Origin of the sequence: Dorea sp. AM10-31 (assembly GCF_003435815.1) — a bacterium.
Lineage (GTDB): Bacteria > Bacillota > Clostridia > Lachnospirales > Lachnospiraceae > Dorea_D > Dorea_D hominis.
Map to the genome: position 1 here is coordinate 22,852 of NZ_QTUV01000006.1, position 23,707 is coordinate 46,558.

At 39.8% G+C, this 23,707-nt stretch carries 23 protein-coding genes and 1 riboswitch; of the genes, 17 read left to right on the forward strand and 6 right to left on the reverse strand.

All coding sequences use genetic code 11. The features are described from left to right. Positions 1 to 23: 23 nt before the first annotated feature. Genes DW125_RS09755 through DW125_RS09765 form a run of 3 tightly spaced genes read right to left on the reverse strand, consistent with a single transcriptional unit; the run spans position 24 to position 1,531 of the window. Positions 24 to 713, reverse strand: coding sequence for an LrgB family protein (locus DW125_RS09755; RefSeq protein WP_021860023.1), 690 nt, complete (start codon positions 711 to 713; stop codon positions 24 to 26). Then, entirely contained in the window at positions 710 to 1,087 is a 378-nt protein-coding gene (locus DW125_RS09760) for a CidA/LrgA family protein (RefSeq protein WP_021860022.1), read from the reverse strand. The genes DW125_RS09755 and DW125_RS09760 overlap by 4 nt, the downstream gene beginning before the upstream one ends. A 3-nt stretch (positions 1,088 to 1,090) precedes the next feature. Continuing rightward, positions 1,091 to 1,531, reverse strand: coding sequence for an RrF2 family transcriptional regulator (locus tag DW125_RS09765; protein WP_021860021.1), 441 nt, complete (start codon positions 1,529 to 1,531; stop codon positions 1,091 to 1,093). Between the two features lie 139 nt (positions 1,532 to 1,670). Here DW125_RS09765 and DW125_RS09770 point away from each other — a divergent pair, with 139 nt between their 5' ends. The 8 genes from DW125_RS09770 to DW125_RS09805 all read left to right on the forward strand — a co-directional run bounded on the left by DW125_RS09770 (position 1,671) and on the right by DW125_RS09805 (position 10,251). After that, the gene (locus tag DW125_RS09770; RefSeq protein WP_117538082.1) at positions 1,671 to 2,585 is read left to right on the forward strand and encodes a LysR family transcriptional regulator; all 915 of its coding nucleotides are present in this window, start codon (positions 1,671 to 1,673) and stop codon (positions 2,583 to 2,585) included. A 175-nt stretch (positions 2,586 to 2,760) separates the two neighbouring features. Continuing rightward, positions 2,761 to 3,879 (forward strand): 5-methyltetrahydropteroyltriglutamate--homocysteine S-methyltransferase, encoded by a 1,119-nt coding sequence (locus DW125_RS09775; RefSeq protein ID WP_117538014.1) that lies wholly within the window; start codon positions 2,761 to 2,763, stop codon positions 3,877 to 3,879. Positions 3,880 to 3,934: 55 nt separating this feature from the next. Beyond that, positions 3,935 to 4,049, forward strand: a riboswitch (FMN riboswitch). A 275-nt stretch (positions 4,050 to 4,324) separates the two neighbouring features. Beyond that, positions 4,325 to 5,434, forward strand: coding sequence for a bifunctional diaminohydroxyphosphoribosylaminopyrimidine deaminase/5-amino-6-(5-phosphoribosylamino)uracil reductase RibD (gene ribD / locus DW125_RS09780; RefSeq protein WP_117538015.1), 1,110 nt, complete (start codon positions 4,325 to 4,327; stop codon positions 5,432 to 5,434). Further along, the gene (ribE, locus tag DW125_RS09785; RefSeq protein WP_117538016.1) at positions 5,416 to 6,108 is read left to right on the forward strand and encodes a riboflavin synthase; all 693 of its coding nucleotides are present in this window, start codon (positions 5,416 to 5,418) and stop codon (positions 6,106 to 6,108) included. The genes ribD and ribE overlap by 19 nt, the downstream gene beginning before the upstream one ends. A 113-nt stretch (positions 6,109 to 6,221) precedes the next feature. Beyond that, positions 6,222 to 7,418: a bifunctional 3,4-dihydroxy-2-butanone-4-phosphate synthase/GTP cyclohydrolase II gene (locus tag DW125_RS09790; protein ID WP_021860296.1), complete on the forward strand. Its 1,197-nt coding sequence runs from the start codon at positions 6,222 to 6,224 to the stop codon at positions 7,416 to 7,418. Positions 7,419 to 7,523: 105 nt separating this feature from the next. Further along, complete coding sequence (ribH, locus tag DW125_RS09795; protein WP_021860297.1) at positions 7,524 to 7,985, forward strand: 6,7-dimethyl-8-ribityllumazine synthase; 462 nt, start codon at positions 7,524 to 7,526, stop codon at positions 7,983 to 7,985. Positions 7,986 to 8,096: 111 nt separating this feature from the next. Further along, entirely contained in the window at positions 8,097 to 9,470 is a 1,374-nt protein-coding gene (locus DW125_RS09800; RefSeq protein ID WP_117538017.1) for an MATE family efflux transporter, read from the forward strand. A gap of 163 nt (positions 9,471 to 9,633) precedes the next feature. Beyond that, the gene (locus DW125_RS09805) at positions 9,634 to 10,251 is read left to right on the forward strand and encodes a flavodoxin family protein (RefSeq protein ID WP_117538018.1); all 618 of its coding nucleotides are present in this window, start codon (positions 9,634 to 9,636) and stop codon (positions 10,249 to 10,251) included. A 102-nt stretch (positions 10,252 to 10,353) separates the two neighbouring features. Here the strand turns inward: DW125_RS09805 and DW125_RS09810 are convergent, their stop codons facing one another. Next, a complete protein-coding gene (locus DW125_RS09810) occupies positions 10,354 to 11,712 on the reverse strand; it encodes an MATE family efflux transporter (protein WP_242992961.1) in 1,359 nt (452 codons plus the stop codon). A gap of 195 nt (positions 11,713 to 11,907) precedes the next feature. On the opposite strand from DW125_RS09810, the gene DW125_RS09815 reads away from it, so the two are divergent. From DW125_RS09815 to DW125_RS09850, 8 genes are all read left to right on the forward strand, one after another. Continuing rightward, the gene (locus DW125_RS09815) at positions 11,908 to 12,264 is read left to right on the forward strand and encodes a molecular chaperone Hsp90 (protein ID WP_105310374.1); all 357 of its coding nucleotides are present in this window, start codon (positions 11,908 to 11,910) and stop codon (positions 12,262 to 12,264) included. Positions 12,265 to 12,333: 69 nt separating this feature from the next. Then, the gene (locus DW125_RS09820; RefSeq protein ID WP_117538019.1) at positions 12,334 to 13,002 is read left to right on the forward strand and encodes an HAD family hydrolase; all 669 of its coding nucleotides are present in this window, start codon (positions 12,334 to 12,336) and stop codon (positions 13,000 to 13,002) included. A 64-nt stretch (positions 13,003 to 13,066) separates the two neighbouring features. Continuing rightward, complete coding sequence (locus tag DW125_RS09825; RefSeq protein WP_117538020.1) at positions 13,067 to 14,641, forward strand: PucR family transcriptional regulator; 1,575 nt, start codon at positions 13,067 to 13,069, stop codon at positions 14,639 to 14,641. Positions 14,642 to 14,835: 194 nt separating this feature from the next. Then, positions 14,836 to 16,188 carry an amidohydrolase family protein gene (locus tag DW125_RS09830; protein WP_117538021.1) on the forward strand — a complete coding sequence of 451 codons (1,353 nt, stop codon included), beginning with the start codon at positions 14,836 to 14,838 and terminating at the stop codon, positions 16,186 to 16,188. 14 nt (positions 16,189 to 16,202) lie between these two features. Next, positions 16,203 to 17,378 (forward strand): M20 family metallopeptidase, encoded by a 1,176-nt coding sequence (locus tag DW125_RS09835; RefSeq protein WP_158549912.1) that lies wholly within the window; start codon positions 16,203 to 16,205, stop codon positions 17,376 to 17,378. A 10-nt stretch (positions 17,379 to 17,388) separates the two neighbouring features. Beyond that, positions 17,389 to 18,579 (forward strand): hypothetical protein, encoded by a 1,191-nt coding sequence (locus DW125_RS14270; protein WP_117538023.1) that lies wholly within the window; start codon positions 17,389 to 17,391, stop codon positions 18,577 to 18,579. A 287-nt stretch (positions 18,580 to 18,866) separates the two neighbouring features. Next, positions 18,867 to 21,104, forward strand: a complete 2,238-nt coding sequence (locus DW125_RS09845) for an ATP-dependent helicase (RefSeq protein ID WP_242992963.1) — start codon at positions 18,867 to 18,869, stop codon at positions 21,102 to 21,104. A gap of 153 nt (positions 21,105 to 21,257) precedes the next feature. Next, positions 21,258 to 21,914, forward strand: a complete 657-nt coding sequence (locus DW125_RS09850; protein WP_158549913.1) for a DUF4230 domain-containing protein — start codon at positions 21,258 to 21,260, stop codon at positions 21,912 to 21,914. A gap of 349 nt (positions 21,915 to 22,263) precedes the next feature. On the opposite strand, the gene DW125_RS09860 is transcribed toward DW125_RS09850, so the two are convergent. After that, entirely contained in the window at positions 22,264 to 22,686 is a 423-nt protein-coding gene (locus tag DW125_RS09860) for a bacteriohemerythrin (RefSeq protein WP_117538026.1), read from the reverse strand. A gap of 118 nt (positions 22,687 to 22,804) precedes the next feature. Here DW125_RS09860 and DW125_RS09865 point away from each other — a divergent pair, with 118 nt between their 5' ends. Beyond that, positions 22,805 to 23,473, forward strand: coding sequence for a Crp/Fnr family transcriptional regulator (locus tag DW125_RS09865; protein ID WP_117538027.1), 669 nt, complete (start codon positions 22,805 to 22,807; stop codon positions 23,471 to 23,473). Between the two features lie 46 nt (positions 23,474 to 23,519). Here the strand turns inward: DW125_RS09865 and rd are convergent, their stop codons facing one another. Continuing rightward, positions 23,520 to 23,684: a rubredoxin gene (rd, locus tag DW125_RS09870; protein WP_021860312.1), complete on the reverse strand. Its 165-nt coding sequence runs from the start codon at positions 23,682 to 23,684 to the stop codon at positions 23,520 to 23,522. Between the last annotated feature and the right edge of the window lie 23 nt (positions 23,685 to 23,707).

Sequence of the window (23,707 nt, forward strand, 5' to 3'; positions counted from 1 at the left end):
GAATCCTCCATAGTTATTTGATATTACATAAATTGTGCAAATATGGATGCACCGATAACTGTGATAAGTCCCGATACCGCAATGGAAAGACTGCTCATTGCCCCTTCAATCTCGCCCATTTCCATAGCTCTTGCAGTACCGATGGCGTGCGAAGCACTTCCAATAGCAATTCCGCGTGCAATCGGTTCTGTAATTCGGAAATGGCGACAGATAAACGGCGCAATAATATTACCGAGAATACCGGTCAGGATAATTACGGCAACCGTTAATGTCACATATCCGCCAAGCTCTTCTGATACACCAATGCCAATTGCTGTTGTAATAGACTTCGGAAGGAATGTAATGTATTCTTTGTGGGATAAGCCGAAGAATACAGCCATTGCAAGAATGGAACATAAGGATGCAAAAACTCCGGAGAAGATTCCACATATGACAGCGGCCAGATTTTTCTTCAGCAGCTCGAACTGTTCATACAATGGAATTGCCAGACAGACGGTTGCAGGCGTGAGCAGATAACTCAGGTACTGTGCGCCACTGTAATAAGCTTTGTAATCAATGTGGGTGACCGCAAGCAGGGCGATAATAGATGCCACAGAGATGAGGAGCGGGTTCAGTATAGCCAGCTTAAACTTGCCCTGTAGGGCGTGACCAAAGCCATAAGCGATCAGACTTATTGTGACGCCGAAGAAGACAGAGTTTTCAAAAAAATTCATGAGTCCTTCCTTTCCTGATTGTCTTTGCTTTTTGAAAAGCGGATAAATGCCTGTGTCGTGTGACCGGCGACAATCATAACAAAGATGGTAGATAATACCGTTATAATAAGGTAAGTTCCGATTTTGGAACCGATGGTTTTCCAGGATTCGATCAGACCTACGGCCGCAGGAATGAACATGAGTGGCATGATTTCTATGAGAAATTTGCCGGAATCCTTCACGGAATCAATATGTACAATTCCAAAATGCAGACAGAGAAGCATCAGAACAAGACCGTAGATACTTGCCGGAACCGGGAGAGGAATCAGATAATTCATAATCTCTCCGATAAAAGAGATGGCAAGAATAATGCCAAATTGTTTAATAAATTTCATTTGTTACAACTCCTGTGATTGATTTTCTGTTGTTTGACCAGAGCGATTTTCCAAAAGGTCGGCTAAGGTAATGCCAAAAAAGAAATCATGCACCATAGAATCGAATTTTTGCCACATTGGTAATGTGAGACAGCACGAAGCACGGTCACAGGATTCAGCATCCGGTGCAAGACAGGCTACGGAAGATAAATTACCTTCGGTAAGCATGAGAATCTCGCCAACGGTATAGTCTTTCGGTGCACGTGTCAGCTGATATCCGCCGCCTTTTCCACGCATACCCCGTAATAGTTTCTGTTTTACAAGTGTTTTCAGGATGATCTCCAGATATTTTTCTGAGAGTTCCTGTCTTGAGGCAATTTCCTTCAGCGGAATATAACGCTCAGGATCCTGCATGGCAAGATCTAACATAACGCGAAGGGCATACCTGCCTTTTGTAGAAATCATATTTTTTTCCTCCAATCATCAATAACCTATTATAGCGGAGGGTAATAGGGGATTCAAGACAAGAATCAAAAAAAGTTGACAATGAAAGGAAAAAGAAAGTATGATAACACCAAATGCCACACAGGAAGGAGCAGGGAGGATGACACTGGCACAATTAAAATATGTAGTTACAGTTGCAAAGGCAGGTACGATGACAGAAGCTGCAAAAGAACTGTTTATTTCACAGCCGAGTCTGACAAAATCAATCAAAGAGCTGGAAAAAGAAATGCATGTGCGGATCTTTGATCGGACCAACAAAGGAATTGTTGTATCAAAAGACGGTGAAGAATTTCTTGCATATGCAAGACAGGTGTTGGAACAGGCAGAACTTCTGGAAGAAAAATACATGAATAAAAGTGCCAGAAAACAGGAATTTTGTGTATCGACGCAACATTATTCTTTCGCAGTAAACGCTTTTGTTGACTTGATTAAAGAATATGGAAATGAAAAATATGATTTTTCTCTACGCGAAACACAGACATATGAAATCATTGAAGATGTGGCAAGTCTGAAAAGTGAAATCGGAATCTTATATAAGAACTGCTTTAATGAAGCGGTGATCGACAAGCTTCTGAAGTCGAATGATCTCCGCTTTGAGAGACTGTTTGTCGCACGACCGCATATTTTTGTAAGTTCCGGAAGTCCGCTTGCAGGCAGGAAAAGCGTGACAATGGAAGAACTGAAACCATATCCGTACCTGTCGTTTGAACAGGGAGAGCATAATGCATTTTATTTTTCGGAGGAAATATTCAGCATGGTGGAGCGTCCGAAAAATATTCGTGTAAGAGACCGGGCAACATTATTTAATCTGCTGATCGGTCTGAATGGATATACGGTGTGCAGTGGTGTGATTGATGAAGATCTGAATAGTTCAGACATTGTTGCAGTTCCGCTGGATGAAGAAGGTGAGATGGAGATTGGAATTCTGTTGCATAAGAAATTTCATCCGAGTAAACTTGGAGATGCGTATCTTAAGGCACTGCGGAAATATGCTACAAATCCGCTGTCACCATAGTTTTTTAGAGTTTAATTATAAATAATGCGTATAAGAAATAGTTGCTTGATATAGCTTAAAGTTATGACAAACAACTATTTTTGTGTATTTTACGAATAACAGGAATGCCGATATAATAGCCATTGTACACAAGATACCAAAGCAAATAAAAATAGATTACAGAGGAGGAATTACAATGGCAAAACAGAACACACCATTTCGATATGATTATGTAGGAAGCTTTTTGCGTCCGGAAGCGCTGAAAGTGGCAAGAAGCAAATATGAGGCAGGAACCATTACAAAAGAAGAACTGACAAGTGTAGAAGATCAGGAAATCCGCGCACTGGTTGAAAAACAGAAGGCAGCAGGATATAAAGTGCTCACAGACGGAGAGTTCAGAAGATCAACCTGGCATCTGGATTTCATGTGGGGATTTGACGGAGTCGGACACAGCAAAACAGAGACAGGACTTCCGTTCCACGGGGAAGCAGCTATGATCGATGACACTTACCTGACAGGAAAAGTAGCTGTAACAGGAGAGCATCCGTTTGTAGAGCATTTCCGTTTTGTGAAAGCACTGGAAGATGAAAACACAGTTGCAAAACAGACAATTCCTGCTCCGGCACAGTTTTTAGAACAGATGATCATGCCATTTGCAATGCCGAATACGAGCAAATATTATGAAGATACAGAAGAATTGGTGCAGGATATTGCAGAAGGATACCGTAAAGTGATCAAAGATCTGTATGCAGCAGGATGCAGAAATTTACAGTTAGATGACTGCTCCTGGGGCATGCTGGTAGATCCGAATGCAAAAGCATTTTTCGGAACAGATGAAGAAGGATTGGAAGCGATCAAAGAGCAGCTTGTTCGTATTAATAATCTTGCAATTGAAGGAAAACCAGAGGATATGATCATCAATACACATGTATGCCGCGGTAATTTTCATTCTACTTATGCAAGCAGCGGAGCATATGACAGCGTTGCAAAAGTATTATTTGCAAGAGAAAATGTAGACACATATTATCTGGAATTTGACGATGAGCGCTCCGGTGGATTTGAGCCGTTGGCAGCCGTATCGGGCGAGAAGAAAGTTGTACTCGGACTTGTGACAACAAAATCTGCGCAACTGGAAGACAAAGACAAGATTATTGCAAGAATTCATGAAGCTGCAAAATATATACCACTTTCCCGTCTGTGTTTAAGTCCGCAGTGTGGATTCGCTTCCTGCGAGATTGGAAACAAACTTACAGAAGAAGAACAATGGGCAAAACTTGCACTCGTTAAAGAAGTAGCAGAAGAAGTGTGGGGATAAAACTCTCTCTTGACAGATTCTTGCGCAGTGCTATAATAAAGGCAGTCAATTGAATAACTATCTTCAGGGCAGGGTGTAAGTCCCTACCGGCGGTAAAGCCCGCGAGCCGTAAGGTATGATTCGGTGAGATTCCGAAGCCGACAGTATAGTCTGGATGAAAGAAGATGAGAAGAATCTTTGATAAGCAATACGAAGAATCAGATTTGAACATTTAGCTCTGGAATGAACATCCATTTCAGAGCTTTTTATATTTTATATCTGATAAAATAATCAAAAGAAACTTTTAAATGTCTTGAATGAGGTAGAATTCAAGGCATTTTCTTTTTTGTTATGGCGACGAGGAAAATGCGCCATGCTTGAATGGTTGCATTTAACGACCGCTAATCAGCAAATAAAACTCGCAAAACGTGTTTTATTGCTGTAGAAAACAGGAGGTGAAAAAGGAATGACAGATGAGAAAGAATTTTATATGCAGCGTGCGATTACGCTTGCTGAAAAAGGAAAGGGAAGAGTGAACCCGAATCCGCTGGTAGGTGCTGTGGTTGTCAAAGACGGAAAGATTATCGGGGAAGGTTATCACGAATATTATGGCGGACTGCATGCAGAGCGCAATGCATTAAAGAACTGCAAAGAATCTTCGGAAGGAGCAACTCTTTATGTGACTTTGGAACCTTGTTGTCATTATGGAAAGACGCCGCCATGTACGGAAGCAATCTTAGAACACAGGATTCGAAAAGTTGTTGTAGGAATGACAGATCCGAATCCTTTGATGGCGGGAAAAAGTATTGCGCTTTTGAAATCAAAAGGCGTGGAAGTAGAAGTTGGGGTTCTGGAAAAAGAATGCATGGAACTGACACATATTTTTCGGAAATATATAACAACAAAAATTCCTTATGTATTAATGAAATATGCAATGACGATGGACGGAAAGATTGCAACTGCAAGCGGAAAATCCAAATGGATTACCGGTGAGACGGCAAGAATGTGCGTTCAGAAAACAAGACTGGAATATCAGGCGATCATGGTAGGAAGTGAAACAGTCAGAAAAGATGATCCGCTTTTGACCTGCCGGATTGCCAATGGAAAAGATCCGGTCCGTATCATTTGTGATACGTCGCTTCGCACTTCAACGGATTCGCAGATTGTGAAGACAGCAAGGCAGGTAAGGACAATTTTTGCAACATGTGAAACAAACCGGGAGAAAATAGAACTTTATCAAAAAGCAGGCTGTGAAGTTCTGGTGGTCAGTAAGAAGAATGGGAAAATAGATCTTAAAGAGCTTGTACAGAAAATCGGAGCACTTGGAATTGACAGCATTTTGCTGGAAGGAGGCGGCACATTAAATGCAAGTGCATTAGAAGCACAGATTGTGGACCGTGTACAGACTTATATTGCACCGAAGATTTTCGGGGGCACCGGAATCGGACCGGTAGGCGGTATGGGCGTTGATGAACCGGCAGATGCATATCAACTGGTGAACAGTCGGCTCAAACAGATCGGAGAAGATTTTTTAATAGAAAGCGATGTGAAATATAAATGTTTACAGGAATCATAGAAGAGGTTGGAAAGGTAAGCAGTATCCGGACAGAAGATGCCTCAATCCGTCTTCAGATCCAGACAAAGGAAATATTAAAAGATATTCATATAGGAGACAGCATCGCCGTCAACGGTATTTGTCTGACAGTGACGAAATATGACACGGACAGTTTTTGTGCAGATGTTATGCATGAGACAATGAACCGGACTTCCCTTAAACTTCTTAGAAGAGGAAGCAAAGTGAATCTGGAACGGGCAATGGCGGCAAACGGAAGATTTGGCGGTCACATTGTCAGCGGACATATCGATGGGACAGGCACAATCCGCAAAATGCAAAGAGACAGTATTGCAATATGGTATACGATTGAAACAACAGCTGGGATACTACACTATATAGTAGAAAAAGGATCGATCACAATCGATGGAATCAGTCTGACAGTAGCGGCAGTTGACGATAAAACCTTTCAGGTATCTGTTATTCCACATACACTGAGTCATACTGCACTGCAGGAAAAGAAAGTGGGGGATCCGGTAAACCTGGAAACAGACTGTATCGGAAAATATGTGGAAAAATTCTTGCGGGAAAGGAACAGTAATTTGCAGAAACCAGAAGGAAATACAGATAGAAAAAATGGTAAATCTTCAAAATCAAGTGGAATTACGGCAGAATTTCTGGAACGTTACGGGTATTAACAGCGGAATTTCTGGAACGTTACGGGTATTAACAGACAGGAGATCAAGAGGAAACTGTCGATGACAGGTTCAGCAGAGAATTAATAATTTAGTAAAATAGAAGGAGAAAAACTATGAAATTTCAAAAGATAGAAAATGCTTTACAAGCATTGCGGGATGGGAAAAATATTCTTGTTATGGATGACGAGACCAGAGAGAATGAAGGTGATCTGATCTGTGCGGCACAGTATGCGACAACAGAAAATGTAAACTTTATGGCAGTGCATGCGAAAGGGCTAATCTGTATGCCGATGAGCAAAGAAGTAGCAGCAAGCCTTTCACTGGCACCAATGGTTGCACACAATACAGATAATCACGAAACTGCGTTTACCGTATCTATTGACCATGTGGATACAACAACCGGAATATCAGCAGAGGAACGTGGATTTACAGCAAGAAAATGCATTGAAGACGGTGCAAAACCGGAAGATTTCAGGCGACCGGGACATATGTTCCCGCTGGTTGCAAGAGACGGCGGTGTGCTGGTACGGAACGGACATACAGAAGCAACCGTAGATCTTATGCGCTTAGCCGGGCTTAAAGAATGTGGGCTGTGTTGTGAGATCATGAAGGAAGACGGTACGATGATGCGTACAAGTGAATTAAAAGCATTTGCAGAAAAACATGGAATTCCGACAATGACTATCAAAGAGCTGCAGGAGTACAGAAAAGTAAAAGAAACACTCGTTTCCTGCGAGGCAGTAACGAAGATGCCGACAAAATACGGATTATTTACTGCGTATTGTTATGTGAATAAATTGAATCAGGAACATCACATTGCGCTTGTTATGGGCGAGATCGGAGAGGGAGAAAATGTGTTATGCCGGGTACATTCGGAGTGCCTTACCGGAGATGTATTTGGATCTCTCCGTTGCGACTGTGGACAGCAGTTTGAATGTTCCATGAAAGAAATTGCAAAAGAAGGACGTGGAGTACTTTTATATATGCGGCAGGAAGGACGCGGAATCGGTCTGGTTAATAAATTAAAGGCTTATTGTCTGCAGGATAATGGGATGGATACATTGGATGCAAATCTGGCACTGGGATTTGAGGCAGACCAGAGAGAGTACTATATCGGAGCACAGATTTTAAGAGAGCTTGGAATCCGTTCGCTTCGTCTTCTGACAAACAATCCGGATAAAGTATATCAGCTCCAGGATTACGGAATGGAGATCAGCAAGCGCGTGCCGATCCAGATGGATGCAACGAATTATGATTTGAAATATTTGAAGACAAAGCAGGAACGTATGGGACATTTATTACAATTTTAAACAGACAAAACAGAGAGATAATTTTGACAGAAGCAGATTGTTCAGGAACAATACATAAATAAAACAGAGCCGGAAATGACTCTGAAAAAGAAAAGAGGATAAGACATGAATACATTAGAAGGAAAATTAGTTGCAACAGACATGAAAGTAGGAATCGTAGCAGGACGATTTAATGAATTTATCACATCAAAGCTGGTAGGCGGAGCAATGGATGGATTGCTCAGACATGATGTGAAAGACGAAGATGTAGATATCGCATGGGTACCTGGAGCATTTGAAATCCCACTGGTTGCATCGAAAATGGCAAAAAGCGGAAAGTACGATGCAGTGATTTGTCTTGGCGCGGTTATCCGCGGAGATACAACGCATTATGATTACGTTTGCAATGAAGTGTCCAAAGGAATTGCGACAGTTTCCCTGGAAAGCGGAATACCGGTTATGTTTGGAGTGCTTACAACAGAAAACATTGAACAGGCAATTGCGCGCGCCGGAAGTAAAGGCGGAAATAAAGGATATGATTGTGCACTTGGCGCGGTTGAGATGGTTAATTTGCTCAGAACAATATAAGCGAGAAGGAAGTAGCAGAAAATTTATATTTTCCTTTACCTGTTTATGCGAAATGATATAAAATATAAAGTACAAAAACCTGCATGAAAGGTCAGAGAGGAAAAGAAATAAATGAAGCAATCATTTTTTTCAAAGGATCCGGTGTTTTACCGGTCCTTTTTCAAGTTGATGGCAGTGATCGCATTGCAGAATTTGGTAGCATACAGTGTTAACATGCTGGACAATATGATGTTGGGCAGTTACAGCCAGAATGCGCTTTCCGGTGCTGCAACAGTAAATCAGATATTTTTTATAGTAAATCAGATTGCATTGTCGATAGGAAATGCATTGATTGCAATTGGTTCCCAGTACTGGGGAAGTCATCAGACAAAACCAATAAGAAAAGTAACAAAAGTTGCGTTACTGTTCAGTTTGATAATTGCAGTTCTAATCGTATGTGTATGTATTGAGTTTCCAGAAAAACTGATTGGCATTTTTACAACATCACCAGAGATTATAAAAGAGGGCAGTACTTATCTTTTTGTGATACAGTGGACATTTATATTGTTTATGATCAGCAATCTTCTGATGGCGATGCTTCGAAGTGTGGAGATTGTGAAAATTGCATTTTATATATCTGTTATATCGCTTCTTGTAAATGGTGGAATTAATTATGTTTTGATCTTTGGAAGATTTGGTGCACCGGAAATGGGAATCAAGGGAGCGGCTATCGGAACGCTGATGGCACGAATATTAGAATTGGGGATTGTTGTTATTTATGTGTGGAAAATAGATGACAGGATTTGTTTGTTTAATGAAAAATTTTTGGAAGGAATCCGGGGAGAAGAAGGAAGAAAAGTTTGGAACTCTTTTTTTAAGGTAAGTATACCAATTTTGACATCAAGTTTATTGTGGGCGGTTTCTGTACCTATGCAGACTGCGATATTAGGTCATCTTTCAGCAGATGCTATAGCAGCAAATTCTGTATCCAGCACTTTTTTTCAATATTTGAAAGTAATTGTAATTGCGATAGCAGGTGCTTCTGCAGTTATAATAGGAAAAGATATTGGAAGTAATGACGAAGAAAGAGTGCGTTGCGATGGGCGTACTCTTTCGGTATTATATCTGGCTCTGGGATGTGTGCTTGGAATCTTGTTATTTGTATTGAAAGACCCCTTATTGTCTATGTACCGGTTAAGTGCGCAGGCAACTTTATATGCAGATCATTTTATGATGATCATGAGTGTGGTTATGGTTGGAATGGCGTATCAAATGCCGGTTGGAGTGGGGCTCATTCAGGGTGGTGGAGATACAAAATTTTCCATGTATCTTAACCTGATCTCGGTTTGGGGGATTGTCATGCCATTATCCTTTTTAACTGCATTTTACTGGAAACTTCCAGTTGAAATAGTAGTGATCGCAGTTCAGTCAGATCAGATATTTAAGTGTCTGCCGATTTTTCTGCGTTTTAAAAGTTATAAATGGATTCATAAGCTAACAGGCTAACTCCCTGATCTTTGGATCCTTCTTTCAATTATATTTATAGTGACAAAGATTGCACTAAGCCACAGGCAGTTGGTGATGTGTTTAGTGGTAACGTGGTTGTCAGTGTATTTGTTGTATCACTGCTGTTGAGTTTATTATTACCAAAAGAAGGAGGAAGTATAGGATGAAAGTATTAATGATCAATGGAAGTCCACATGTAAAAGGAAACACAAAAGTTGCTTTAGAAGAGATGGTGAAGATTTTTCATGAAGAGGGAATCGAGACAGAGATTCTCGATATCGGAAACAAAGACATCCGAGGATGTGTTGCCTGTTATACATGTATGGAAAAAGGAAAATGTGTTTTTGATGATATTGTAAATGAATCCGCAGCAAAATTTGAAGCATGTGACGGTCTTGTAATTGCGAGTCCTGTTTATTATGCATCCGCAAATGCAACATTGATCGCTTATCTGGATCGTCTGTTCTACAGTACACATTTTGATAAGACGATGAAAGTCGGAGCCAGTGTAGTTGCCGCAAGAAGAGGCGGACTTTCAGCGACTTTTGATGAACTGAATAAATATTTTACAATCTCCGGAATGCCGGTCGCATCCAGCCAGTACTGGAACAGTATTCATGGAAGAGAACCACAGGAAGCTTGTCAGGATGCGGAAGGACTGCAGACAATGCGTACACTTGCAAGAAATATGACATTCTTAATGAAGAGTATCAAACTTGGAAAAGAAGCATATGGACTGCCGGAAAAAGAAGCAAGACGGGGAACAAACTTTATACGATGATTTACAGTCATCAAATGATGTCGCACGAGAAAGGGCGTATTTACTCGCTGTCATAAAAAAGGATTCGAGAAATGAAATCTCGAATCCTTTTTTACGCGATCATTATTGATTAAATAGTTTATTCCTTGTGAGGAAGTATGCAGTCAAAACCATCGTTCCGGTAAGTACCCAGGAAATCGGATAAATCCAGATCAGCAAAGTGTAATTGTGCCAGATACGGATGGCAGTTGCGATCCAGATCAGACGCAGAACACAGGAACCAAAGACTGTAAGTGCGGCAGGTGTCATTGAGTATCCCATCCCACGAAGTGCAGCGCCGCTGATTTCATAAGTACTTGTCAGAAGTTCCAGAGAAGTAATAATCACAAGGCGGATCATTGCATAGTGGATGACATCCGGATCTGTCGTATACAGACCGATAAAAAAGTTACGTCCGAGAATAAAGACCATACTTAAAATCCCGCAGAAAATCATACTTGCAAGCATGGCTTCCCGAAAGACTTTCTTGCAACGGTCATACATTTTTCCACTGTAATTCTGACTTGTGAAAGTCACTGTTGTCTGCGCAAATGCATTTACGATAAAATAAGTAATGTATTCAAAATTTAACGCAGTAGAAGAACCGGCAATCGCCTTTGAGCCAAAACTGTTGATGGAAGACTGGATACAGACATTGGCAACAGAAAAGACCATGCCCTGTAGTCCGGCAGGAACACCGATTTTTAAAATACGGATAAGTTCCGAAGTGTTGATTTCGAGCTTTTTAAAAGAAACCCGGATCGGTTCTTCTTCATGCAGTAAAAACAAGATGACAAGCAGTGCACTTACACCATTTGCAACAACTGTAGCAATACCGGCACCGGCAACATCCATGTGGAAACCGGCAACAAGCAGGAAATTTAAAATTACATTTACCACACCGGAAACAATTAATGCCAGAAGTGGTCGTTTTGTATCTCCGATACTCCGAAGAATCGATGCGCCGAAATCATAGAGCATCATGAATGGCATACCGAGAAAATAGATCCGCAGATAAACGGTTGCCAGATGAAGGACATCCTTCGGTGCGCCCATGAGCAGCAAGATTGGATGTGAAATGATCTGACCAAGCAGAAGTAATAGTATTCCGCTTATAAGTGCCAGCGTAACGGCAGTATGTACAACGCTTGGAATCTTTTGCTGATTGCCTTCGCCGATATAGCCGGCGATGATTACATTTGATCCAAGTGAAATGCCGGAAAATAATGTAACCAGCAGGTTAATAACAGCCCCATTGCTGCCAACGGCAGCGAGCGCTTCACTTCCGGCAAAACGACCGACAACGGCGACACCGACAGAATTAAATAACTGCTGCATGATACTGCAGGCGGCGAGCGGAAGTGCAACGATCAGCATATTTTTGAAAATTTTGCCATGGAGCATATCCATCTGGCGCGATTCTTTTTTCGTAGTTTCATTCATATTATTAAATCTCCTGTTAAAATCGATTAATCTGTATTTATAATTACAGTAAAGTACTATAATTCTATCTGGCAAATACATTATAGATTTCAGAAAAAAGAAATACAACCCTGATTGCAAAATTATGCGGATATGCTTATAATCTGAAATAGAGAATTCCGGCAAGGGTAATAAAAGAAAGGAAGTAGTGTAGAAATGACAGAGAACGTAAAAACTTATGTAACAGAAAAAACAAAAGAACTGATCGCGGCAACATCCTGCTCAGCAGAAGCAAAAGAAGCAGCAAATGCATGGCTTGAAGCAGTTGGGACAGAGAAAGAAGCAGAAGTAACAAAGAATTATATTGCAGAACTGGAAGAAGATATCATGCCGATCGATGGACTGATTGCATTTGCAGGATCTGATATGGGAGCAAAAGTATTCGGAGATGCTGCAAAAGGTGTACTTGCTCATGCAGAAGAGATCAAAGCAGCAGGTGCGAAGTATTGTGACTGTCCGGCATGTGCGGCATGCGAAGCAATTCTGGCAAAGAAAGATGAGATATTAGCATAATTGCGATGATGTCAGAAATCTTGATATCATAAATAAAAAACTGACATAAGAAACAGAAAGGTTTACAAGATGATAAAAGCAGTTATATTTGACATGGATGGAGTACTGATTGACACAGAGCCACTGCATTACCGATGCTGGAAAGAGATCTTAAAAGAACACTATGATGTGGAGTTTGATTATGATATTTATTTACCATGTATCGGATCAACCAGACAGTTTTTCAGAGATCTGGTAAAGGAGTATTATGGAGTGGATTTTCCGGATCTGGATGAAATGAATCGGATTATGAAGGTGAAGAAATCACAGATTGTTAAAGCAGAAGGATTTCCGGAGATGCCAGGAGTAGAAAATGCTTTAAAACAATTAAAAGAAATGGGATACAAGCTTGCAGTTGCTTCTTCCTCACCAGAGAGTGAGATTATGGATGCAATGACAAGACTTGGTCTGATGCCGTATTTTGATAGCATTACAAGCGGAGATCATGTAGAACATCCAAAGCCGGAACCGGATACGTTCCTGCTTGCGGCAGAACGGCTGAATGTTCCGACAGATAACTGCCTTGTCATTGAGGATTCTACGAATGGCGGCAGAGCAGCACTGGCAGCGAAGATGGATTGCGTATGGCTGCATAATCCACACTCCGGACATCAGGACATCCCGAATGCAATTCTGGAGATCCCGGCGTGGACGGAAGATAGCATAGAGAAGCTGGTTAAGCTGATACAGGAAATGTAGGAAAAATAGTTATTGCGTTGATTAACAGACAATAAAGGCGGTTTAGAGGAACGCGGGTGAGAAAATGATAAGACTCAGAGATATTCTTGCCATGGATATATTTCGGGATTTTAAGATTATAGCCGGGAAAAACGGCAGTGATCGGGAAGTGAAAACGGTCAGTGTTATGGATGCGCCGGATATTTATAAGTGGATGAAAGGCGGTGAGTTTTTGATTACATCTGGTTATGTAGTCAAAGATCAGCCGGAATATTTAGCTTTTCTAATTGAAAATCTGGACAAACATGGAGCATGTGCTCTGGGAATAAAGTTAGATCGGTTTATTTATGAATATCCGCAAGATGCAATAGAAAAGGCAAATAAATTGAACTTTCCCATTATTGCTATTCCATTCGAATTTGCATTTGCAGATGTGATAAATCCAGTGCTGCAGGAGGTGATTAATCATCAATCCAGAATCCTGCAGTATTCGGAACGAGTGCATCAGGCTTGTACAAAGATGGTATTGGAAGATGAAGATATTTCTACTATTTTATCTTTTCTGGAAGAACATATTCATCAGGAAGCCGCATTTGTAGATACCTGTTTTGATAAAACTTATTATACGAAAGACACCGCCCAGGGGGGAATAGAAGAAACAGGGCGGTATCGGATTCATATTAATGAAGAAGAATACGGATACCTTGTATTTGGAAGTAAATGGAACGATTATGATGAATCCTTTCGGGATTATTATCAGATTGCGATTGAGCAGGCGGGCACTATTTTAATATTAAAATTACAGAAAAAACTTACAGCGCGCCAAATTGAAGCTGATTACAGAGAGCAGTTTGTGCAGGATATGTTAACCAGAAATATTAACTCTAAAGAAGAAATCATAAATCGTGCGATGATCTATAACTGGGATTTTTATCTTGGTGGAGTCGTATTTATTGTAGATATTGATCATTTTAAAAAACAGTATTTAAAACATCTGGATGAAAATGTAAACAGACGTATGATGGAAATGATGACAAGGGTTTTGTTAATCAGCAAACAGCGTGTCGGACAGGAATATGCACACTATGTGTATAGTAAATTAAGTGATCAGATTGTATTTATTATTACAGAAAAATACGAGGATGAAGAGACGTTTAGAGGAAACTTAAAGAAACTGGCAAAGGAAATTAAAGATGAGATTGCTCGTGTAATTCCATTTACGGCGACTATCGGAATTGGAAATTACAGAAAAGATATAAGCCAGATTCATGACAGCTGGGAAGAAGCCAGAAAAGCGATAGAAATTATCCGTAGTATGGAACGTGAAGATACGGTTGTATTTTATGATGAACTTGGGATTTTTAAGTTGCTGTCACTGGTAAGTCATAGTGCAGAAGCGAAAGAGTTTGAAAAACAATATATCGAAAAAATTTGTACATATGATCGAAAGCATCATACAGATATGATGGATACTTTTATTGCTCTGGTAACGAATGGATGGAATTTAAAAGTAACTTCAGAAAAGTTATTTATTCATTACAATTCTATGAAATACCGATATCGTAAACTGGGAATGATATTAGAACTGGATCTGCAGGATCAGGAAGAACGTTTAAATCTGGAACTCGCATTGAAGTTATATCAGATGCATGAAAAATAAAAATATACAGCTAATAAATTTTGTAAATAGGAATTTTTTAGCTGTATATTTTTTCGTATATTTTTCGCTGTTGTCCACTTGGTACAATAATTTACTGAGAAAATAGTATCAAAAAGATGAAGAAAGTCAAAATAAAGTCTGGTATACTACGTCACATAAATAACAATACAGTATTCAAAGAAGGAGGCAGACAAATGTACGAAAATAAAGTAGGATTTTTGGACGGAGCACTGGCAACTGTAAAAAAGAATCAGATGCAGGATACAATCGGGCAGATACAAAAGAGCGGACGGTTAATTTTAAAGGGCGGACATGTTGTTGATCCAAAGAATAAAGTAGACAAACAGACCGATATCCTGATTGCAGATGGGATTGTCTGTCAGGTCGCAGATGATATCGCAGCAGAGACCGGTGATCGCGTAATTGATTGCGAAGGACTTACTGTTATGCCGGGATTGGTTGACATGCATTTACATCTTGGCGATTTATTTGAAGTAAGTACAAATCCAATTTTCTGTGCAGCAGAAGATGGCGTGACATTAGGATTATCACCGGGAGCCGGAAATACATTTATGGCACCATCTCTTCTCGGTGCGGAAGTAGATCATGGAGTTCCGATTAACCTTGGCGTTTATCTTGGAGCTGCAAATGTACTTGGAACACAGATGTCAGTAGATGAGTTGATTCGTATGTTTAAAGGCGAGATAGATGCAGATACATTATCTACAAAGATGACAAGAAATGGAATTACCAATACAACGGCTGCTTTAACGGTTGGAATTAAAGATCATATGGGACATTTTATTATGTCTGATGAAAATATTGATAAGATTTATGAAATTACTTCAAAAGCAAATCTAATTTATATGTCCCATACACAGGACCCAGAACATGCGGAAAGACTGGTCTCACTTGCAAAAGGACGTCCATTACATCTGGCACATGCTACAGCGGCAGGATGTGGAACACACATGGGAGCAGCAGAAGGTATGAAACGTGTTCTTGATCTGGTAAATGGAGACAATATTTCCGCAGAGTTTGTTACAACCATGCTTCGTGCAGGACGAGGAAGTCGTGAAGGGCTTCAACTTCCAAAAGAATCGCAGAAATTAGCATATGATGCATTGGAATCAGGAAAAGTAAAGATTCTGATTTCGGATGGACAGAATCAGGGAACAATGAAAGGATTCGGGGATACACGAGATAATATTCCGGCTATTATAGAACTTTCACAAAGTGGAGTTTTAAGCCTGAGTGATGCAGTTGCGACAATGACCTGTAATCCGGCAGCGTTAATCGGAAATAGAACAGCAAATAATTGGTGGACAGATAAGATTGGTCATCTTGGTGTTGGCGCACTTGCAAATGTTACAGTTGTAGATATGGACGATAAACTTGCAACGTACACAATCGTAAATGGAGAAATTGTATCCTTTGAAAACCGTGCGGTGAGAAGAAACTGTGGAGCAGGTGGATGGATTAGCAAATTTGGTATGGTAAGAAAGACCGGAGTAGGTGAGCTTGTAATGTTTTCGTACCAGAAATAAAGGGGAGAAGACAGTTGAAAAAAGAAAATGATAACAAGTATGCACAGATAACAACTGAACAATGCAAACAAATTCTTCAGAAATTGGTGCAGATCAATACTTGTCAGCCGGAAGGAAATGAAGGGAAACTTGCGGATGTCATATTAGAAATGTTACCAGAAAACATCGTATATAGAAAAATTAATCATTCAAAAACCCGAGCGTCTCTGATCATAAAAGTAAATGGAGAAACAGAGGAAGGCGGTATCGCATTTGTTGGTCATATGGATACGGTTGCATGTGGAGATTACAGTCAATGGAGTTATCCGCCACATGATGCTATTGTAAAAGGTGATATTCTCTATGGACGCGGATCTGCTGATATGAAGGGTGGAGACGCGGCCATGATATTGGCATTAAAATGGATGCTGGAAACAAAAAAAAGACCAAAGAAATCTATTTATTTCTGCTTTACTGCGGATGAAGAAAGTAAGGGAAGCGGAATTTGCGGAATTGTAAAAGATGGTACGGTGAATAAAGTTGATGAAATAATTATATGCGAACCTTCAGATGAGAAAATAGGTACTTGTGAAAAAGGTGCATTTTGGTTGAAAATTACGGTGCAAGGAAAGCAGTCGCATGCATCCAGACCAGACCTTGGGATTAATGCTGTTGAGTATGTAGAAAAATTAGTCGCAGAATTAAAAGAACAAGTGGAAACCGGGGAGGTGCATCCTATTCTGGGAACGACAACAGCATCCGTTACAAAACTGTGTGGCGGAATTATGACGAATATTATTCCACCAACTGCAGAAGCAGAATTGGATATACGCACAGTTCCGGGAGTCAGTCATGAACATATTTTAAAATGTACAGAAGAGATTGCAGACCGATTCAGAAAAGAAATACCGGGAATTCAAATTACCATTGAAGTGATGAATGACAGACCGGCATTGGAGACATCAAAAGATAGCCCGCTGGTGAAACAGATCATGAAAACAGCACAGATGGTGGGAATTTCAACAGAAGATAAAGGACATTATTTCTATACAGATGCATCACAGATTATTCCTAAAATATCTGTACCATTTGTAATCGCAGGACCAGGAGATGATGCACTTGCACATTGTATTAATGAACATATTTCTCTGGAAAGCGTAAGAAGATATGCAAAATTGTATCAGAAATATCTGGAAAAATATTATCTATGAGGAGGTAAAAATGGGTGAGACAGTAAAGACGAAAGAAAAAATGACTGGCGCATTACCGGGATTTATCATAAGTATAGTCATTGGATTTGCATTTTATTTTGGCTTAAAAGCATTAAGCGGTAATAATGCAGTATTTGATTATAATAATATGATTTCTGGAATTTTGGATTCTGTGCCAAAACAGATTGCCTGGTTCTTTATGAATTTTACAGAAGCACAGTTTTATGCAAGTGTATTTGCCGGAATAGGAATTATACTTGGAGGAATTGTAGCATGGATATTGGCGATCAAAAATTCAAAATATGCAGGATTTGATGTCTGCTATGGAAGTAGTACCTTATTCCCGTGGGTGTTGGCATCACAGCTCATCTCCCTGGGATTGGCAATTTTTGTATTTCGTTATATTAATGGATTTGCAGATTCATCCGTAACATGGATTGCAACATTTATTACTGTAGTAGGTGCTCCGCCGGCAGTTATGTTACTTTACGGTCCAAGCGTTCCGGCATTATTGACATCTTCCATTATCGGTGGTTTGATCTGTGCCCCTACTGCAATATGGATTGGAAACGCAATTGTGACTCCGTGGAAACTTCCGGGAGTCGTAGCAAATGTGTCAACGATGGCAATTACGGGAATTATTGTATGTATGGTTTGTAAGATTCTTCCGTGGGTAAAACCTGTGCCGGTGAAACCACATCGGACGGAGGCAGCACCGGCAGATGATGTATATAGTACAAGCTGGTTTGTACGCAGGGTTTTTGCAGATTTTACAGAAGCACAGTTTTATGGAAATGAAGTGGCATCTGCATTTTTGCTGGCAGGCGCAGTGATTGGCACAATCGTATGTGGAAATCATGGAGCATATGGCTCAGGAGCTGTACCGGCTATAATTTTATCACAGTTTGTCGGAGCGGCAACGGGAGTGTTCCTGTATGCAGAAAAATTTGATAATGGTGGCTGGTATGCAACGTATGTTCCGGTTGTCAGTGTCGGACCGGCATGTGTTCTAATGTATGGTGCGAATATTCCGGTGGCGGTATTTGCAGGTGTTCTCGGTGGAATTATAGGAGGACCGATTGCACAGTTTTTCTCAGAAAAACTGCCGGAGGGTGTACATGGAACAGTAGCGAATGTAACATCTATGACAATTTCAACAATTACGGTATCTGTTGTAATCAGTGCTCTTCCATGGTTTTAATTAATGGATATTATTATTTAAAAAAAGATACTATAAAAAGAAAATAAAAAGAACCATTGCGTGATAGATAGATTTCGATGTAATATCTATAACACAATGGTTCTTTTCTCTATTCTTTTTCACTTGGTGAATAATTATTATAGCATGAAAAAAAGCAAATGAATGAAACAGACATTTTCAGCAGGTTATTCGACATAATTGGCAGATAAAAACAGAGAAAATAAGTCAGAAAGTAATAATATTGTAAAGAAATAAAAGAATCAAGAAACAGGAAGGATTTTGAAATCATGAAAGAAATGTCATGGGAAGCATTTGAAAGGCAGTTTCCTGTACAATTAAATGAACAACAAAAGCAAGCGGTAAAAAGTGTAGACGGACCGATACTTCTCTTAGCAGTACCAGGATCCGGTAAAACGACCGTACTGGTTACAAGGCTTGGATATATGATTTTCTGTAAAGGAATCGCACCGGAGAAAATCTTGACAGTGACATACACAGTCGCAGCAACAAAAGATATGTCCAGGAGGTTTGCATCTTATTTTGGAGAAGAATTGGCTGAACGGTTAGAATTTCGCACAATCAATGGAATCTGTGCAAAAATTATACAATATTACAGCCGGAGTGTCGGTAAATCTGCATTTGAACTGGTGCAGGATGAAAAAATCATCCTTCATTTTCTGATAGAAATCTATCAGGAAACAGAACACAGTTACCCGACAGAAAGTGATCTGAAAAATGTGAGGACATTGATTACATACATAAAAAACATGATGCTGACAGAAGAAGAAATCCGGCATTTAGAAGAAAAAGAAGAATTAAAACTGTTGGAAATCTATCAGGCATACTGTGTAAAAATGCGGAAAGAAGGTCTGATGGATTATGACGATCAGATGGTATACGCTTACAATATGCTTCGTAAATTTCCTGATTTACTGGCATATTTTCAGAGACTTTATCCGTATATTTGTGTGGATGAGGCGCAGGATACATCCAGAATTCAGCATGCAATTATAAAACTTCTTGCATCTGGAACAGAACAGTTATTCATGGTGGGGGATGAAGACCAGAGTATCTATGGCTTTCGTGCGGCGTATCCGAAAGCATTGCTTTCGTTTGAAAAAGATCATCCGAGAGCAAAAGTACTCCTGATGGAAGAAAATTTCCGTTCTAATGCAAAAATCGTAGAAGCGGCAGACCGGTTTATCCAGGAGAATCAATTCCGACATGAGAAACATATGCGGGCATCAAAAAAAGCAGAAAGAGAGATACGGGAAATAGCTTTGAAAAGCAGAAGAGCACAATATCAGTATCTGTTAAAAGTAGCAAAACGTTGTGAAATCCAGACAGCTGTTTTGTACCGGGATCATGAATGTGCAATTCCGCTTATTGATCTTTTGGAACGGCAGGAAATTCCATATCGGATGCGGAACGCAGAAGTGACTTTCTTCACGAATCGGGTTGTTCTTGATATTGTTCATATCATTCAATTTGCTGCAAATCCGAACGATGAAGAACTGTTCCTGCAGATTTATTATAAACTGAGACTATATTTAAGCCGGAAAGAAGCGTTGGAAATTATAGAAATCAGCCGTGAAAGAGATTTGCCGATTCTCGATGCTGCGCTTTTAAGTCCAAAACTTGACGACTATAAAAAGAGCAATGCAAAAGCAATGCGAACACATTTGAAACATCTGTTACAGGAACCGGGTGACAAGGCAGTGAATCGCATTACAAATTATATGGGGTATCAAGATTATTTACAAAGAAACGAAATAAATGACAGCAAGCTGGAAGTTGTGAAGATTATTGGAAAATTAGAGCCTACGGCAGAGGATCTGATCCAGCGTTTGGATGAATTGAAAGAAATCATTCAAACTAAGAAAACATCGGAAGACTGTCCGTTTATTCTTTCTACGATTCATGCAAGTAAAGGATTAGAATATGAAATTGTATATATGTTAGATGTAGTGGATGGGATCCTGCCGGCACAGATCCCGAGGAGCCTTCATAGTTCAAAGCCTTCCAGAGAAGAAATGGAAACATACGAGGAAGAGAGACGTTTATTTTATGTAGGAGCAACAAGAGCGAAGCAGGATTTACGGCTTATGACAACGAATCGAAAGAGCAGTTTTTGCGAGGAACTTCTTGGAAAACGGGAGAAGACAACCACTCGCTCCGGGAAAAAAGAAAGCGTTTATAGTAGCTTGTCGAACAGCGCAACCGGAAATAGAAAAAACGGAAACAGATCGAATAATAGTAGGGCAGGAAGAAATGGGGAGCCCACAGGATATAAGAAAGACGGGGTATATCTGACATATGCATCTCATGCAGCCAAAAAAGATTCTGCTACTGGAACGCAGCATAAAATAGAAAAAATTCATCCTGGCATAACTGTTGTGCATCGGAAATTCGGAACTGGAACCGTGATTACTGTAGATGAAAAGAATGTGCAGATACGGTTCAAGGATAAGATACGAAAATTAAACCTGGCAGTTGTTACAAGTGGAGGGTGGTTACAGCTATAACTTCTATATCAGGGGAATAGAGGTAGATAATTCCCTGATACGGAAGTATATTTATAGAGACAAAATCCTTATACTTAGAATCAACAAAAGTAAAAAAGACAAGCATTTCAATTATATTTTCACAAAATGCAATGTCATAAGGAGGAAAAAACGATGAAAGAGTTTAAAGAGATTGAAACAACAAAGGAAAACGGAGAAACAAAAATGAACATGAAAGAAACAGCGAAAAAAGCAGCGAAAAAAGTGAAAACAATTTGTATTAGCTTGGTTGTTGGAATTGTCATTGGAGCAGTTGGCGGAATTAATATTTACCATTCAATGACAAAGACAGAAGTTACCAATGATTATATTTCTGGAAAACTGGAAGACGTTGGTGAACTCGCAACACAGCAGGTTACCTATTCGTCCACAGAGCAGATGGAAGATGGAAGTATCCCGTTTATTAATAAGAAAAGTTTTTTGATGCATTACAGCGCAACTTTGAAAGCCGGAATCCAGATGGATGAGGTGAAAGAAAAGATTACAGACAAAGAAGTAATTGTTACGATTCCACATGCAAAAGTGTTAGGAAAACCACAGGTGGATCCGGATTCCATCAAGTTCATGGATGAAAAGAGAGCCATTTTTAACTGGCAGACAAAAGAGGATGCCAAGAAGGCAATTTCTTTGGCAGAAAAAGATATAGAGAACAATGATGATATAGATACATCCTCACTTCTGGAGAAAGCAGATGACCATGCAAAAGAACTGATCCATAAGATCCTTGACGGCTCGGTAGGCGGACGTAAGATCGTAGTACAGTTTAAATAGAGGTCTGATTTTTAATGGTGAGCCCGTCTACTTCAAAACAAGTAAGCCATGGATAAGTTACATAATTTACAGAAATATCTCCCGTGGCAATAACTCCATCAGAGCGATAATACACATTACCAAGGGGACTTCGCTCGCAGACATAACCATCTGCCAGTAAGTCCTCTTTTTTCTTATCAGTAAATCCTACTGATATCTCCAGACGCGGAGGCGCACATCAACTGGTAATCTTTTCTATCGAGAGAAGAATATCTTTGTGATTATATTTCTGCATATAAGCGATAGCTTCTGGATTGAGATGAACCATATCGTGTGCCCTCCTGTCTGAGTTTATGTTTATTAATATCCATTATAAACGTTCAGAATTATCGTGCAAGTGGATATATTCAGCAACAGAACGGTCGAATGTTTTAATGTGATGGAATAACCAGTCTACAACGTTACGTTTTACCTGTTCAATAAATTGCTCATTCGGACCTTCATTTTCATTGAGAAAATCATACAGCTCCTGAATAGATTTCTTGAACTCTTCATGTTTTGCATGATGATTTGCTAGCTCAGGATATGCAACTTTTTCCTGAAGAGTCTCTTCCTCTTTAAAATGAAAATCTGTATATGCGTCAAGATAATCGAGCATTTTAATTGCTTTTATTTTCCCGTCGCCGGATTCACAGGCAGTCACAAACTGCTGGATACGATCAATCAGTTCCTGGTGCTGTGTGTCAATGGTTTCATTTCCTGTAATTAAATTATTATCAAAAGTAATTGTCATAATAAAAACCTCCGTATTTTCGTTGAAAGACTCATATATCTGCCCTATAATAGCTATTAACAAAGATCCGGGTTCATATCCTTAATTGCCGGGCATATCAGAGAGAAGGGCAAAATATATGAAATTAGAACAGTTGCAGATATTTCATAACCTGACAGAAGATGAGATGCAGAAAAGCTTGGTCTGTTCTCAGGCTGTCGTACAGAAATATCAAAAAAATGAATATATATTCAGGCAGGGTGACCGCCCTGAAAAACTATATTTTCTATTAAATGGAGATGTGGAAGTGGGGAGTATCAATTTGAACGGGAAAATTACAAGAATCAACCAGGTGTCTGAAGGAGAAGACTTCGGCGAAATTGAATTGTTTCTCCATCAATCGGCTTATTCGGGCTATGCAAAGGCTAAGAATGCTGTAAAAGTACTGGAAGTATCGAAAAATTTCTTTGGAGGCAGATGCGGAAATAATTGTGTACATCATAGCAAAGTTGTTTTCAATATGCTTCAGGTCTTTGCAGAAAAAGCCGATAAAAATAATCATCAAATTGAAGTACTGACCAGTGGAAATCTCCGTCAGCGAGTTGCTACATATCTTCTGGAAAACTGCAATGCAGATAATCAAGTGAATTTGCAAATGAATCGTGAAGATCTTGCATCTTATCTTAATACAACCAGACCATCGTTATCGCGGATGCTTCTTAACCTTCAGGAAGAAGGAACGATCCGTCTGGCAGGTAGAAAGACAATTGAGGTTTTGGATCATGCGTCTTTGCAGTTAGAAGAATAGCGCAATTTTTTTCACTAAATCGAAATCGTTTTGCCCGGAAGAAGCATTAAGCTTCTTCTGGAACAAATACCTCTTTTCCCATTCCACAAATCGGACATACCCAGTCGTCCGGCAGGTCTTCAAAAGGAGTTCCCGGTGCAACACCATTATCTGGATCTCCAACAGCTGGATCATATTCATAGCCACATGGTTCACATACATATTTTTTCATAATTAAAATCTCCTTTTCTTTTT

Bases quoted from the DNA above. Each gene is read 5' to 3' on its own strand.
- DW125_RS09815 (WP_105310374.1), top strand. From the start codon at position 11,908: ATGACAGAGAACGTAAAAACTTATGTAACAGAAAAAACAAAAGAACTG.
- DW125_RS09790 (WP_021860296.1), top strand. From the start codon at position 6,222: ATGAAATTTCAAAAGATAGAAAATGCTTTACAAGCATTGCGGGATGGG.
- DW125_RS09860 (WP_117538026.1), bottom strand. From the start codon at position 22,686: ATGACAATTACTTTTGATAATAATTTAATTACAGGAAATGAAACCATT.
- DW125_RS09830 (WP_117538021.1), top strand. From the start codon at position 14,836: ATGTACGAAAATAAAGTAGGATTTTTGGACGGAGCACTGGCAACTGTA.
- DW125_RS09810 (WP_242992961.1), bottom strand. From the start codon at position 11,712: ATGAATGAAACTACGAAAAAAGAATCGCGCCAGATGGATATGCTCCAT.
- DW125_RS09805 (WP_117538018.1), top strand. From the start codon at position 9,634: ATGAAAGTATTAATGATCAATGGAAGTCCACATGTAAAAGGAAACACA.
- DW125_RS09850 (WP_158549913.1), top strand. From the start codon at position 21,258: ATGAAAGAGTTTAAAGAGATTGAAACAACAAAGGAAAACGGAGAAACA.
- rd (WP_021860312.1), bottom strand. From the start codon at position 23,684: ATGAAAAAATATGTATGTGAACCATGTGGCTATGAATATGATCCAGCT.
- DW125_RS09760 (WP_021860022.1), bottom strand. From the start codon at position 1,087: ATGAAATTTATTAAACAATTTGGCATTATTCTTGCCATCTCTTTTATC.
- DW125_RS09765 (WP_021860021.1), bottom strand. From the start codon at position 1,531: ATGATTTCTACAAAAGGCAGGTATGCCCTTCGCGTTATGTTAGATCTT.
- DW125_RS09755 (WP_021860023.1), bottom strand. From the start codon at position 713: ATGAATTTTTTTGAAAACTCTGTCTTCTTCGGCGTCACAATAAGTCTG.
- DW125_RS09770 (WP_117538082.1), top strand. From the start codon at position 1,671: ATGACACTGGCACAATTAAAATATGTAGTTACAGTTGCAAAGGCAGGT.
- DW125_RS14270 (WP_117538023.1), top strand. From the start codon at position 17,389: ATGGGTGAGACAGTAAAGACGAAAGAAAAAATGACTGGCGCATTACCG.
- DW125_RS09820 (WP_117538019.1), top strand. From the start codon at position 12,334: ATGATAAAAGCAGTTATATTTGACATGGATGGAGTACTGATTGACACA.
- DW125_RS09825 (WP_117538020.1), top strand. From the start codon at position 13,067: ATGATAAGACTCAGAGATATTCTTGCCATGGATATATTTCGGGATTTT.
- ribD (WP_117538015.1), top strand. From the start codon at position 4,325: ATGACAGATGAGAAAGAATTTTATATGCAGCGTGCGATTACGCTTGCT.
- DW125_RS09775 (WP_117538014.1), top strand. From the start codon at position 2,761: ATGGCAAAACAGAACACACCATTTCGATATGATTATGTAGGAAGCTTT.
- DW125_RS09865 (WP_117538027.1), top strand. From the start codon at position 22,805: ATGAAATTAGAACAGTTGCAGATATTTCATAACCTGACAGAAGATGAG.
- ribE (WP_117538016.1), top strand. From the start codon at position 5,416: ATGTTTACAGGAATCATAGAAGAGGTTGGAAAGGTAAGCAGTATCCGG.
- DW125_RS09845 (WP_242992963.1), top strand. From the start codon at position 18,867: ATGAAAGAAATGTCATGGGAAGCATTTGAAAGGCAGTTTCCTGTACAA.
- ribH (WP_021860297.1), top strand. From the start codon at position 7,524: ATGAATACATTAGAAGGAAAATTAGTTGCAACAGACATGAAAGTAGGA.
- DW125_RS09800 (WP_117538017.1), top strand. From the start codon at position 8,097: ATGAAGCAATCATTTTTTTCAAAGGATCCGGTGTTTTACCGGTCCTTT.